Origin of the sequence: Terribacillus aidingensis (genome assembly GCF_040703035.1) — a bacterium.
Lineage (GTDB): Bacteria > Bacillota > Bacilli > Bacillales > Amphibacillaceae > Terribacillus.
Genome location: NZ_CP159996.1, coordinates 2,461,297 through 2,473,791 on the forward strand (window position 1 = coordinate 2,461,297; position 12,495 = coordinate 2,473,791).

Here is a 12,495-nt window from a genome sequence, read left to right on the forward strand (position 1 = left end):
AGAAGATGGATATGGCTAATACGGTATTCATGTTTGTCGCAACTGTCTTGGTATGGTTGATGACACCAGCACTCGCACTCTTTTACGGCGGGTTAGTAAGAAGCAAGAACGTACTGAGCACAGCGATGCATAGCTTTACGACAATGGCAATCGTATCGATTATCTGGATTATTATCGGCTTTTCATTGGCGTTCTCACCAGGTAACGGAATTATTGGAGGATTAGATTTCTTCGGACTTAATAATGTTGGTTTCGAACCGGCTGAAGGACACACTATTCCATTCAACTTATTCATGATGTTCCAAATGACATTCGCGATTCTGACAACTGCAATCGTGTCTGGCGCTTATGCAGAACGTATTCGTTTCCCAGCATTTATTCTTTTTACAGTTCTATGGGTCCTCATCGTTTACTCCCCGCTAGCACACTGGGTATGGGGCGGCGGCTGGATAGCTGAAATGGGCGCACTCGATTTCGCAGGCGGAAATGTTGTCCACATTTCCTCCGGTCTTGCAGGCTTGGTTGTTGCCATCGTCATCGGCAAACGAAAAAATGCTGGTTCCACAGCACCGCATAACCTGATCTTCACCTTGATTGGCGGCGCTTTGCTTTGGTTCGGCTGGTTTGGGTTCAACGTCGGCAGTGAGCTTGCTTTCGATGATGTAGCAATGTATGCCTTCATCAATACAAATACTGCTGCTGCCGCTGGTGTACTAGGCTGGATGATCATTGAATGGGTCGTCAACAAAAAGCCAACACTACTGGGAGCTGTATCCGGTGCAATTGCTGGTCTTGTAGCTATTACTCCGGCTGCTGGTTTCGTTTCCCCGATTGCCAGTATTCCAATAGGCTTCATCGGCGGCCTTGTCTGCTTCTGGGGTGTCGGCTGGCTGAAACAGAAGCTTGGTTATGATGACGCACTGGATGCTTTCGGCCTGCATGCAGTAGGCGGTACGTGGGGCGGCATCGCAACTGGTTTGTTCGCTAGCGACTCCATTAACGCAATCGTGGAGCACAATGGTCTTTTCTACGGTGGCGGTATTGATCTATTATGGAGACAGGTGGTTGCCATCATCGCGACATTTGCCTTCGTCGGCGTGGTGACATTCATCCTGATCACAATCGTCAACCTTATCTTCAAAGCACGAGCTACTGATGAAGAAGAAGCAAAAGGCTTGGATCTCACGATGCATGGCGAGCGTGCTTACCAGGACTAATTAAAAGGAGGAACGGTATATGAGTGACATGTTCAAGGTTGAGATTATCACTAGAAATTCAGCGGATCTTGAAGCTTTCAAAATGAAAATGGCTGAAATCGGAGTATCTGGCATGACTTTCTCCCATGTGCAAGGCTGCGGTTTGGAAGAAGGCTATACGGAGTTATACCGGGGCGTCAAGAAAGTACAGAATGTATTTGATCGACTAAAAGTGGAAATCGTCGTCAGTGCAGTTCCAGTCGATGACGTCATTAAAGCCGCTAAAAGCGCACTCCATACTGGTAAAGCAGGTGACGGAAAGATATTCGTCTATCCAATCCAGCAAACAATTGATATCAATACAGGAAAACAAGGTCCGGCTGCCTTGTAAGAAAAGTGCTCCCTCATGGGGGCGCTTTTTTCTACGTGAAAAAGCCAGCCCATTTTCAGGCTGGCTGGGAGAAGAACATGAGCAGGCTAGTAACATTAGGGCGATTGTTCTCATACGATACAGCAGATAGCTCTAGCAGCAATCCCGCTTTTGGCTTGGGGGCCTGGCGGGAGAGCTACCTTTATTTCACTATTCTATATGATAGATTTTAGCCGTATTCGGGTCATTTTCTATGTGGCGGCGATCTTCATCCACAAGATCTTTCAATTTTTTTATGGCATCTTCAAATTCATGCTGTGATAACTGGTTTGTTGCACGCAGGGAGCAAAGCATAGCATAGGCAATCGGCATCGTATTCACTTCTACAATCACATCTACATCAGAGTTGCCGCTATGGGCAACATGGGAACGGTTGTCATTTCTGCTGGTTGAGAACGGGTTTTTTTCATATTTTCTTACATTGCTCATGTTTATTCTCCTTCCTTATTCTTTCTTATCTTCTGCCGCAAGAACCGCCGCGTCTGCGTCTTGGACGGCGGCCTTTTCCGTGGCCTTTGCCATGGCCTTTACCGTGGTCGTGTCCATGATCGTGATCGTGGTCATGGTCGTCATCTTCGAAATCCAGATCAAATTCTTCTTCTACTTCAGCATCTGCTTTTGTTTTCACGTAAACCCAAGAGTTGCCGCTTTTAACGACTTTAGCTGTGTTGTAGTTTTTGGATTTGCTTTCAGATTCAGATTCGTTATCTACGTTTGTACCTTCAAATTCTTCTTCTTCACGATCGTGTTTGTAGTAGCTCATAGTTTGATTTCCTCCTTCGTATTTGCATTTCTTTTCCCATTTTTCACCCATCAGTTATTCCTCCTTCTTTTTTTGTTATCGCCTTACAGTTATAAGCTATGCAGTTATCCCTTGATGTGTATGGTCAAACTGTTCAGGGGCAAACATGGAATTTGATGATATAGTGGAGGAAAGGAGGAGCACACAATGACTTTTGATTGCGAAGCATATGCTGAGGGCATTACAGTTCGACCTCTCCGTAAAGAGGATTATGCGAAATGGTTCAGCGGTTTCAGCCGGCGCAAGCTGTCCCAGCATGCCCATGATCCTGGACTGCTTGATATGACAGAATGTACAGATTCTTGGTTTTCCGATTTAGTGGACAAGCATCAGCAGCTCGCTGCAGAAGATAAAGCCTATATATTTGCTGTTTTCCGGCTAACAGATGGCATCCACCTTGGGATGATCGATTTTTCCACTCTGGCACGTGATGATTTCCATTGGGGAAGAATTGGATATACGATCCATAATCAGCATTGGGGCAAAGGCTACGGTAAGACAGCCGTACGATTGGCACTGGAAATTGGGATTTCCCAGCTTCACTATAACCGGATTGAAGCTCATATCAACCTGGACAATCCGCAATCAATCGCACTTGCCAAAAGCGTTGGCATGCATTATGAATGCATTCGCAAAGGTTTCATCTTTGAGAATGGACAATGGACAGATCACCTCGTCTTTATCCATACAGCACAAAAATGACGGGCTTCTGCTGAAGCCCGCCGATTCCTTTATCTATACTCTTCTTCATATTCCCTCTTCAGATTCTCTGCTTCTTCCGGCATTCCATCATGCCGCTCGTACGTATCAGTACCTGTTTCTTCATATACCGCCTGCTGCTCATGACCAGCACTATTATCATAACGAATTTCAACATACCCGCCATCTGCATATATATAAATATCAGATGTATCACGAGTCAAATTCATATCGTCGCCTTGATCAGAAAGATGCTCATTTTCCAGTTCAATCACTTGTTCAATCTCGGGATCATACTGCAATCCACAAGCGGCTAGGAATACTAACAAATGAGGCAAGGCTAAGAGTAGTTTTTTCATGAGTAAAACTCCATCAACCACTTTTACTACTCCTTAGCTTAATCTCACCTTCTTTAAACTACCTGTCAGGCGGTTGTTTTCTTGTAAGAAGCGTATTGTAAATACCTGTGCTGGCCAATCCTGCAATGCCGCCTGCCCAAAGCCGCGCGGCAAGTTCGAAATCGGTAAATGGATATGCAGCAGCACCCAGCATCGCACCGACTACAAGACTGAGAAAAGCTTGATAAGGCACCATACGAGGAAAGCTCCGCTTTAGCAGTTCCATCACCGCTGTCACAATCGGTGCAAGGATTGTTGCAAAGACGAGTACTTGGTACATTATTTCATTTTGAATAGGTTCCATATGTCACACCTCCCTCTTGTACTGCATACTATGCGGACAAGAAGAAACGTGCATTTGATACGAACCTAATATAAAAAAGACGTACAAGCTGCATCTGTACGTCTTTACATATTACATCATGGATTTTGGCGGCATCGTATCATGATAGAGGAACGGAGCTGGTTTCAGCTTCGGAGCTCCGGCAAACGGCTGCGGCTCTGCCACATAATTAAACTGACCTCTGCCGTCCATACTAGGTCCGCTTGCCCAGCGCCCTTTGGAGCTTGCATCCCCTCTGGAGAAGTTAAATAAAGTATACGCGACTTCTTCCTTCTGCAAGCTTCTTGGGAAGGTAGTCGGTACAACGATGTCTCCTTCTCTTTCCTCTAGTTCCCTGATTGCAGCTACCCATTGGTTCTGATGCATCGTATCCCGAGCAATAAGGAATGACAGCATATCGCGAACACCTGGATCGTCAGTCATGCCGTACAAACGTGTTACCTGAAGACGCCCTTGAGCTTCTGCGTTAAGATTAGCACGGAAATCAGCAAGCAAATTCCCGCTTGCGATGATATATTTAGCATTCCATGGGTAACCAGCAGCATCCGCTGGCAATGCCCCTAGACCTGATACAATTGCATGCTGCGGATTTGTACCACCCATGACAGCAGCTAGGACAGGATCTTGGTCATACGCACTTTTCTGGTCCTCAAAAGGTGCATCGTCAAGGAGCCTGGCAATCATAGTGGCAAGCATTTCAACATGCGCTATCTCTTCCGTACCAGTGTCAAAAAGCAAATCCCGATACTTAGCATCTGCCCTCGTATTCCAGCCCTGCATAAGGTATTGCATCATTACACTAATTTCGCCGAATTGTCCGCCTAAGGCTTCCTGCAACTGTCTCGCAAAAACCGGATCAGGTTTAGATGGTTTGGCATGGTATTGGAGCTCTTTGATGTGATAAAACATGTTGCACCCCACCTCTTTCGTTTTTATCCAACGCAGAATTATATGAGCGTCGGGACGAAAGTATGTATACATACAATAATAACGCGGGGCCAGATTCTTAAATTAATTTTCCGATGAGGATTCCTGCTGATTATTGCCCTTCCATAAGAATGTAATAGCCAGACCAATAATCAAAATTACTGCCGAAAAAAGATAAGGGTAATGAATGTTTATATCGAATAATATTCCACCTAACGCTGGACCAATGATATTGCCCAAACTAGTATATGTTGAATTCATTCCGGCAACAAAACCTTGCTCCTTGCCAGCTGTTCGGGATAAAAACGTTGTCAGAGCTGGTCGCAGCAAATCAAAGGCAAGAAAGATAAAGCAAGTTACAGCGAGTACTAATAAGAAACTGGAAATTACCGTAGACACAACAGCTAAAACACCACCGATTATCAAGCATAGCTGTATCAGCTTCTTTTCACCCATTACATCTACCATCTTCCCAAACAGCAGGACCTGCACGATCACGCCGAAGATAGAACTCACCGTAATAATTAATGCGATGTCTTTTGGATTAAAGCCGAACTTATGGTCAGAAAAGAGACTAAATACAGTTTCATAAGCTGACAAACCAAATGCGAGTACAAATACAATGAAAAACGCAATAAAGTAAATCGGATTCAATGATCTTCTCAAGTCACCCAGAAAACTAGTTCCCTTTTTACTGTCCGCAATCTCAGCAAGCTGCTCCTTCGTCAGAGGCTCTTTCAGTATGAAAATAGATAAAAAGCATGCTAGGAATGCTATAACCGCAGCAACGTAAAAAGGTGTTCGAATGCCATATTCGGCAATATATCCGCCAAGTCCAGGCCCAATTATGAATCCTGTACTAATTGCAGCCGATATGTATCCCATCGCTTTCGGCCGTTCTTTATTCGTCGTGATGTCAGCTACATATGCTGTGACACCAGGCATAATAAAGGAAGCACTGAAGCCGCCTAATATCCTTGATAGATAGAGTAAAGAGACATGTGTCGCCAAGCCAAAAATCAACTCAGAAACAGCGAAAAGAAACAAACCTGCTGTAATGAGTTTCTTTCTGCCGTATCGGTCCACCCAGCGGCCTGCAAATGGCGACATAATCAATTGCGCCCCTGCGAATGCAGCAACAAGATAACCCATCGTCTTGCCTGATAAGTGCATAATCTCCATGAATGACGGCATCACAGGAATGATAAGTCCCATCCCTAAAAAAGCGATGAATAAATTGCTTAATAATATAATTAATACGGATTTTTGTTCTTTTATTGGCTTCTTCAAATAATCATTCTCCTTTTGCTGCAGGGCTATATCAAAAAAGTTAAGTTAAGTTAATTAATCTATCCTCATTATAATTGTTTACTTTACTTTGTAAAGCAGCTAAATCAGATTCCCGGAAAAGAAAAAAAGCAAGGCTGGCAAACTGCCAGAACCTTGCTCTTAGAAAGTACTTCTGCGTCCCACAATTTTTAAAGCTTATCGTTAAGCAAAACCAAAATGCTATTTCATCGCTTTAGCTCTTAGGCTATACTTCCCGTCGGGCAGCTGTTTATATAACTTCGTTTTGCTTCAGCGCTTCTATCTCATCACGAGAATAACCTAACCCTTTTAAAATCTCGTCATTATTCTCTCCTAAATCTGGTGCAACAGACCTAATACTGCCTGGTGTCTTTTCAAATTTAGGGACAATCCCTGGTACTTTGATTTCTCCCAGTCTCGGATGCTTCACTTCGACAATGTTTTCGCGAGCTTGATAGTGCTCATTTTCAAAAATATCCGCAATGCTCAGTACCGGACTGATTGGCACTCCGTGAGTATCGAGCTTTTTCAATAACGCTTCCCGAGGGTGCTCACTAATCCAATCTGCGACAATTTGATTGATACTATCATTATTCTCCAGCCGGCTTGCATTCGTATGATAACGCGTATCCGTCAGCAAATCTGTACGTTCCATAGCAGCCGCCAGACGGTTAAAGGTTGTATCTGTACTTGTAACAAGTACGACCCAGTGATCATCCTGTGTTTTAAATGTCCCGGAAGGAGAAGAATGTCCCGCTAGCCCGGGTGAACGTTCCCGTATTTTACCGAGCTGATCATATTCAGCTATGAGAAATTCCATCATTCGAAAGACTGATTCATAAAGCGCAACGTCTATCATCTGTCCCGTGCCCGCTTCATTTGTATCTCGGTGATAGATAGCAGTCACAGCCGCAAAGGCGACATAAATACCGCATATATAATCAGTCAGCGAAAATGGCGGACTTACCGGATGACGATCGGTGAACCCCTGTAAATAGGTGTAACCGCTGAACGCTGTCGCCGGCGTGCCAAATCCAGCCTTTTCCCGGTATGGTCCTGTTTGGCCATAACCCGAAACACGAATCATGATTAAATTTGGATTGATCTCTTTCAGTACATTGTAGCCTACTCCCCATTTCTCCAGCGTTCCGGGACGAAAATTTTCCACTAAGATATCATGTGTCGCGGCCAGTTTTTTCATGATTTCCACACCTGCTGCTTTATGCAGATCAAGTGTTAACGATTTTTTGTTACGTGACAGACCGGGCCAGCGCAGCGGTTCATCTCCTTTGAATGGTCCAACACTTCTTGATGTATCTCCTCGTCCTGGTATCTCGACCTTCGTGACTTCCGCACCAAAATCCCCCAGCAATGCCGTTCCGAACGGTGCTGCAATCATTGTGGAAACATCTAGCACTTTTACACCTTCCAAAGGTGTTGGCATAGTTCTTCCCTCCTTCCTCAAGGAATGCTTACATGTGATTTAGCTTGATCAGGTGAATAAATATCATTTATGTTCCATTTTCCATCTGTAGGCACCGGCTCATTTTTCATTGCTACATCAATGACAACTGGTTCATTTCTTGCGATCGCTTCTTTTAATGCCCCTTTGAATTGCTCCGCACTTTCAATCTTGATTCCTTTTATGCCATATCCATTCGCAATTGCAGCGAAGTCAGGCGAGTAACTAGTACCATCTATCTGGAATCTCGTTCCGTAAGTAGTGTCATAATGCGCCATTTCCAAGCCAGCAATTGTACCAAAGGCGCTATTATTCATGACAACCCAGACAACCGGGATGTTTTCTTCTTTTGCTGTTGCCAAGACAGAAGGATTTTGTCCGAATCCACCATCGCCTATCAATGAAACAACTACCTTTTCCGGAGCAGCTATCTTGGCGCCAAGAGCAGCTGAACTGCCAAAGCCCATCGTTGCGAAGCCCCCAGGTGTTAAGATAGATCCTGGCGTATAAATAGGAAACTGCTGTCCTACACCGTTTTTATTCCAGCCAACGTCTGTTGTAAGATAGGCATCCCGCGGCAGAACGTCACGAACCTCAGCCAATATACGCTCTGGTTTCATCGGGAAGGATGTGCTGTGCACATTTTTGGAAATGCGCTCGCGTAATGATTTGCGATAGGCTATGATCGCTTCTTTTAGTTGCTGATTACGGTCAATGCCGTCTGGATATAAACGACGTGCTACCCTATTCAGTGCAATGAACGCCTTTTTCAGATCAGCAACCGCCCCAATCTCAACCGGATAGTTACGACCGATCTCATTCGAATCAATATCGATGTGAATCAATTTGGTTTTTGGAAAATGGAAGGTTACGTTATCATACCAGCTGCTTGAATCTGCTTCTGAAAAACGAGTGCCTGCCCCGAAAATATAATCGGCATTTTTTGTTTGCTCGTTAATGAAGCTTGTTCCCCAGAAGCCAGTCATGCCAAGCGTCAGTTCATGATCGTCAGGCAGAACCCCTTTTCCCATCAGCGAATGAGCTACCGGTATGTTCATATGCTCCACAAATTCCCGTAGCTCCTCCGCTGCATCGGCCAGCACCACACCGCCTCCGGCATACAGTACCGGGCGCCTCGCATCAGCTAATTTCTCTACAATGCGTGCTGCTGTTTCTTCATCTATTGATGGTTTTTCCACTACCTGGGTATGGTGCTGTAACAGCTTGAAGCTGTCTTCGTCTATTTTCTTCGAGAATATATCCATCGGTACGGATATAAGAACAGGGCCGGGGCATCCGCTTTCCGCCAGCTGGAATGCCTTTTGAAGGATTTCCGGAAACAGCTCCGCCTGATCAACACGCCATGCTCGCTTTACGAACGGACGATAGATTTCATATTGTGCGCCGTCAGCATGCATATTCACTTCTTGGTGCGGATGTTTGCCGTAATAATAACTTGGCACATCGCCTGCGATTACGACCATCGGAGTAGAGTCTAAAGCTGCATTGGCAACTCCTGTTGCAGCATTTGTCAAACCAGGTCCTAAGTGACTGAGTACTACCGCAGCCTTCTTCGTTACCCGTGCATATCCGTCTGCTGCATGTGACGCAATTTGCTCATGTCGTACATTAATGAACTTAATAGTGCTTTTTTCTAATTTTGCCAACACTGCGATGTTGGTGTGACCGCATAGTCCGAATATATGTTTCACACCACGAGATTCCAGGTATTTGACTAACTGCTCCGAAACCAACTTTTTCATATTAAGGTATCCTCCTAGCTCTTCGTGTTCGCTTACAGCAAATCCTGAAGTACGACCATCTTCATTTCTGTCATCTCTTCTGCAGCGAATCGAGGACCTTCCCTGCCGATGCCGCTGTTTTTAATACCGCCATATGGCCAATGATCCAAGCGGAAATTTGATGATCCATTGATGATGACACCGCCTACCTCCAGTTCTTTTACCGCTTTACGGATCACTTCCAGTGAATTAGAAAAAATGCCACTTTGCAGACCAAAATCCGAATCATTCACTTCTTTGATTGCGTCGTCCAAATCATGATAGGGCAGCACACTGACTACTGGTCCGAACACTTCCTGGCAGACAACTTTACTTTGCTTTTTCGGACGAAGCAGAATTGCCGGCACTATGGAAGCGCCATTCACCTTCCCGCCATGAATTAGCTCCGCCCCTTCTGCAACAGCGTCGCCGATCCATTCACTGATCCGCTCTGCTGTCTGTCTATTCACGACACACCCAACATCTGTGTGCTCATCTTCCGGATTCCCAACAATAAGCTCTGCTGTCCGCTGCTCTAGCTCTGCAACAAATGCGTTCAAGATTTGTTCATGCACATAAATACGCTGGACGGAAATACAGCTTTGCCCGGAATTACTGAATGCTGTTTTCGCACAAATGGCAGCGGCCCGCTCAACATTGGCATCTTTATGGACAATGGTTCCCGCATTTCCCCCAAGCTCTAGCAGTACCTTTTTCATGCCAGCCGTTTTGCTGATTTGCCTGCCACCTGGAACTCCTCCAGTGAAAGATACAAGATTGACTCGATCATCCTGGACGAGCTGCTCGCCTATCTCTTTTCCACCTAGAATCATGTGGATTGCCTGCGCCGGCATGCCAGCCTCCAGCAGCAGTTCCACAAGTGCAGTCGCAATTAAAGGCGCTTGCGGAGCTGGTTTTAGAACAGTGATATTACCAGCGGCAAAACTTGGTCCGATTTTATGACATATCAAATTGAGCGGTGCGTTAAACGGTGTTATAGCTGCCACTACTCCTACAGGAACACGAAACGTCAAAGCCATGGAGGACGATCCTCGCTCTGAAGCTCCTCCCGGGATTGTCTCACCCAAAAGTCGTTTGGCTTCCTCCGCTGACAGCTGCAATGTTTCTATGGAACGAGCAACTTCATCCCGCGTATTTTTAAGAGCCTTCCCTACTTCTTTTGCTATCAAATTCGCAAATTCATCTCTGCGCTCTTCCAGCAAAGCAGCAGCCCGATACAGCACCTTAGCCCGGAAGGCCTGTGTAAGAGCCGCAATTTGCTTTTTATTGCTTTTAGCTGCTGCCAATGCCAGCTCGACCTCTGTTTTATTTGCTGTTAATTGAAAGCCAACTTGTTCATTTTTATAAGGACCCAGCACCGGAATATGTTCACGATCATCGTCAATCCATACACCATTTACAAAAGGTCTGGCCTTTCGCATTCCCTATCACTCCTTGTGCATATCTTCTGGTATATTTCCTGTATATTTAACTAGCTTCTCTTCATTAGGACACGGGCCTTTGATCAATGTGCCCTGCATTAATTCTTCATAGGCATGCGCAACGATTCCCATTCCCCTCGAGAGGGAGAAGATCCCTTTGGCGGCTTCTGCCGGGATACCGAGTTCACATTGAATGGCTGCAGAAATGCCGTCGACGTTGATCGTAAACGCTCGATTTTTTACTGCTGACATCGTTTGCCTGTAATTTTCTAGAATCGCAAGATATTCTCCGGTAATTTCTCCGCTGTCGATCACTCTTTGCGCCAGATCGTACAATCTGTTAACTCGCGGATCCTGATCATGCAGCTGATGGCCAAAACCAGGAAGCTTCTTCCCTTCAGCAAGGAAACGCTGCAAGGTATCCGATACAGCATTTTTATTAGATGCTAGTTCTGTATTGGTTATATACAATAATTCCATTGCACCTTCGACAGCTCCGCCATGAATGTCTCCCAGCATATTGATTCCTGTAGCAACAGCCGAATTAAAACTAACACCGCAAGTAGCTGCCATTCTTGCTGCCGCTATCGAAGGGGCGCGCGGACCGTGATCCGCACCGGCTACAAGCACACTTTCGAATAATTCAGCTTGCTGATCGGTCAGTTCCTTGCCGACAAGCAGAAAAAACAGCATTTGGCTGTAAGATACATTCCCAATGAGATCCTCAATTCGTTTACCGCGAAGAACGATTTGATTTTTCTTGATGTCGCTAATCTCTGTTTCCCACCAGGCACCGCCTTTTTTGTAATGCTCCAATGCACTTCGTCCACTCATTCTCTCACCTCGCAAAATCTCAATCTTGTACACTAGTATATGTTTACGTCATCCAGATTCAGACTGATATATTCCTTCGCCGATTGTAAGCATCTTCTCGCATACTCTTCGAACCCTAAATCCTTTGTTCGCTGCAAATGAGGAATTTCCAAAGAAAATGGGATTTTCGGAATCTCCTGTAAAATCTCTTTGAGGGGAATACCACCTTCTCCAACATAGAGGCGTTCCTCTCTCATTATCTTGATCATCTGCTCTTTCGATGCTGGAATTTCTTTGCTCGCATCACATAAATGAAACATATGAAACCATTCAGCGGGTATCTTTTTGATATCGCCTACATTTTCCTTCGAACGATGAAAATGATGGCTATCAATCATCAGCCCTGCATTATCCTGAGCAGCAGTTGTGAGCATGCTGACAGCCTGCGCTAATGTAGCCACGGATGCAACTGGCACAAATTCCAATTCTACCGTCAATTGATAGGTTTTTGCTAATCCACATAATTGGATAAAACGCTCGGTTGCAAATACCAGATCATCAGTCCAAACGCTGCAAAGCACATGCCGAGCTCCAAGCTCTGCTCCGACTTCAAAAGCTGGTTCATACTGTTTCGGATCCATACCATCCACTATTTTGGCTAGCTCTATATCTAACACTTGGATACCAGTTTCACGAAGTGCTGTTTTTGTTTGTCTCAGCATCTTTCGGTTGCTAGCCAAGTTATAATCCGGTTCATTTTTCAGTCCCATACAAATCGGTCTGATGCTTACAAAATCAAAGCCTGCCCTGGCTGCAATATAAGTTAGTGTTGGGGGAGGACATGCCAATGCTGTCAGATGCGCTAAAGAAAATTGATCCTTCAAAGTGATCAAC

Annotated in this window: 14 protein-coding genes; 3 read left to right on the forward strand and 11 right to left on the reverse strand. The window is 45.1% G+C overall.

Annotation, left to right across the window (positions count from 1 at the left end; translation table 11 throughout):
• Window positions 1–5 precede the first annotated feature (5 nt).
• Together ABXS78_RS13000 and ABXS78_RS13005 are read left to right on the forward strand one after the other, a co-directional pair.
• Window positions 6–1,217, forward strand: coding sequence for an ammonium transporter (locus ABXS78_RS13000; protein ID WP_366247549.1), 1,212 nt, complete (start codon window positions 6–8; stop codon window positions 1,215–1,217).
• A gap of 19 nt (window positions 1,218–1,236) precedes the next feature.
• Window positions 1,237–1,587 (forward strand): P-II family nitrogen regulator, encoded by a 351-nt coding sequence (locus tag ABXS78_RS13005; RefSeq protein ID WP_095224419.1) that lies wholly within the window; start codon window positions 1,237–1,239, stop codon window positions 1,585–1,587.
• A gap of 189 nt (window positions 1,588–1,776) precedes the next feature.
• Here ABXS78_RS13005 and ABXS78_RS13010 read toward each other — a convergent pair whose 3' ends face one another.
• A complete protein-coding gene (locus ABXS78_RS13010) occupies window positions 1,777–2,055 on the reverse strand; it encodes a hypothetical protein (RefSeq protein ID WP_366247550.1) in 279 nt (92 codons plus the stop codon).
• Between the two features lie 25 nt (window positions 2,056–2,080).
• The gene (locus ABXS78_RS13015) at window positions 2,081–2,389 is read right to left on the reverse strand and encodes a hypothetical protein (protein WP_366247552.1); all 309 of its coding nucleotides are present in this window, start codon (window positions 2,387–2,389) and stop codon (window positions 2,081–2,083) included.
• 186 nt (window positions 2,390–2,575) lie between these two features.
• Between ABXS78_RS13015 and ABXS78_RS13020 the strand changes: the two genes are divergently transcribed.
• The gene (locus tag ABXS78_RS13020; protein ID WP_366247553.1) at window positions 2,576–3,130 is read left to right on the forward strand and encodes a GNAT family N-acetyltransferase; all 555 of its coding nucleotides are present in this window, start codon (window positions 2,576–2,578) and stop codon (window positions 3,128–3,130) included.
• Between the two features lie 29 nt (window positions 3,131–3,159).
• Here ABXS78_RS13020 and ABXS78_RS13025 read toward each other — a convergent pair whose 3' ends face one another.
• From ABXS78_RS13025 to ABXS78_RS13065, 9 genes are all read right to left on the reverse strand, one after another.
• The gene (locus ABXS78_RS13025) at window positions 3,160–3,486 is read right to left on the reverse strand and encodes a hypothetical protein (RefSeq protein WP_366247554.1); all 327 of its coding nucleotides are present in this window, start codon (window positions 3,484–3,486) and stop codon (window positions 3,160–3,162) included.
• A gap of 58 nt (window positions 3,487–3,544) precedes the next feature.
• Window positions 3,545–3,829, reverse strand: coding sequence for a holin (locus tag ABXS78_RS13030; RefSeq protein WP_366247555.1), 285 nt, complete (start codon window positions 3,827–3,829; stop codon window positions 3,545–3,547).
• 111 nt (window positions 3,830–3,940) lie between these two features.
• A complete protein-coding gene (locus tag ABXS78_RS13035; RefSeq protein ID WP_366247557.1) occupies window positions 3,941–4,777 on the reverse strand; it encodes a manganese catalase family protein in 837 nt (278 codons plus the stop codon).
• 102 nt (window positions 4,778–4,879) lie between these two features.
• Window positions 4,880–6,085 carry an MFS transporter gene (locus ABXS78_RS13040; RefSeq protein ID WP_366247558.1) on the reverse strand — a complete coding sequence of 402 codons (1,206 nt, stop codon included), beginning with the start codon at window positions 6,083–6,085 and terminating at the stop codon, window positions 4,880–4,882.
• 268 nt (window positions 6,086–6,353) lie between these two features.
• On the reverse strand, window positions 6,354–7,547 hold the full coding sequence (locus ABXS78_RS13045; protein WP_366247559.1) for a CaiB/BaiF CoA-transferase family protein: 1,194 nt from the start codon (window positions 7,545–7,547) through the stop codon (window positions 6,354–6,356).
• 17 nt (window positions 7,548–7,564) lie between these two features.
• Window positions 7,565–9,328 carry a thiamine pyrophosphate-binding protein gene (locus tag ABXS78_RS13050; RefSeq protein ID WP_366247560.1) on the reverse strand — a complete coding sequence of 588 codons (1,764 nt, stop codon included), beginning with the start codon at window positions 9,326–9,328 and terminating at the stop codon, window positions 7,565–7,567.
• A 32-nt stretch (window positions 9,329–9,360) separates the two neighbouring features.
• Window positions 9,361–10,788, reverse strand: a complete 1,428-nt coding sequence (locus tag ABXS78_RS13055; RefSeq protein ID WP_366247561.1) for an aldehyde dehydrogenase family protein — start codon at window positions 10,786–10,788, stop codon at window positions 9,361–9,363.
• 6 nt (window positions 10,789–10,794) lie between these two features.
• Complete coding sequence (locus ABXS78_RS13060) at window positions 10,795–11,622, reverse strand: citryl-CoA lyase (protein WP_366247562.1); 828 nt, start codon at window positions 11,620–11,622, stop codon at window positions 10,795–10,797.
• 32 nt (window positions 11,623–11,654) lie between these two features.
• On the reverse strand, window positions 11,655–12,485 hold the full coding sequence (locus ABXS78_RS13065; protein WP_366247563.1) for a TIM barrel protein: 831 nt from the start codon (window positions 12,483–12,485) through the stop codon (window positions 11,655–11,657).
• Between the last annotated feature and the right edge of the window lie 10 nt (window positions 12,486–12,495).

Bases quoted from the DNA above. Each gene is read 5' to 3' on its own strand.
- ABXS78_RS13000 (WP_366247549.1), top strand. From the start codon at position 6: ATGGATATGGCTAATACGGTATTCATGTTTGTCGCAACTGTCTTGGTA.
- ABXS78_RS13005 (WP_095224419.1), top strand. From the start codon at position 1,237: ATGAGTGACATGTTCAAGGTTGAGATTATCACTAGAAATTCAGCGGAT.
- ABXS78_RS13010 (WP_366247550.1), bottom strand. From the start codon at position 2,055: ATGAGCAATGTAAGAAAATATGAAAAAAACCCGTTCTCAACCAGCAGA.
- ABXS78_RS13015 (WP_366247552.1), bottom strand. From the start codon at position 2,389: ATGAGCTACTACAAACACGATCGTGAAGAAGAAGAATTTGAAGGTACA.
- ABXS78_RS13020 (WP_366247553.1), top strand. From the start codon at position 2,576: ATGACTTTTGATTGCGAAGCATATGCTGAGGGCATTACAGTTCGACCT.
- ABXS78_RS13025 (WP_366247554.1), bottom strand. From the start codon at position 3,486: ATGAAAAAACTACTCTTAGCCTTGCCTCATTTGTTAGTATTCCTAGCC.
- ABXS78_RS13030 (WP_366247555.1), bottom strand. From the start codon at position 3,829: ATGGAACCTATTCAAAATGAAATAATGTACCAAGTACTCGTCTTTGCA.
- ABXS78_RS13035 (WP_366247557.1), bottom strand. From the start codon at position 4,777: ATGTTTTATCACATCAAAGAGCTCCAATACCATGCCAAACCATCTAAA.
- ABXS78_RS13045 (WP_366247559.1), bottom strand. From the start codon at position 7,547: ATGCCAACACCTTTGGAAGGTGTAAAAGTGCTAGATGTTTCCACAATG.
- ABXS78_RS13050 (WP_366247560.1), bottom strand. From the start codon at position 9,328: ATGAAAAAGTTGGTTTCGGAGCAGTTAGTCAAATACCTGGAATCTCGT.
- ABXS78_RS13055 (WP_366247561.1), bottom strand. From the start codon at position 10,788: ATGCGAAAGGCCAGACCTTTTGTAAATGGTGTATGGATTGACGATGAT.
- ABXS78_RS13060 (WP_366247562.1), bottom strand. From the start codon at position 11,622: ATGAGTGGACGAAGTGCATTGGAGCATTACAAAAAAGGCGGTGCCTGG.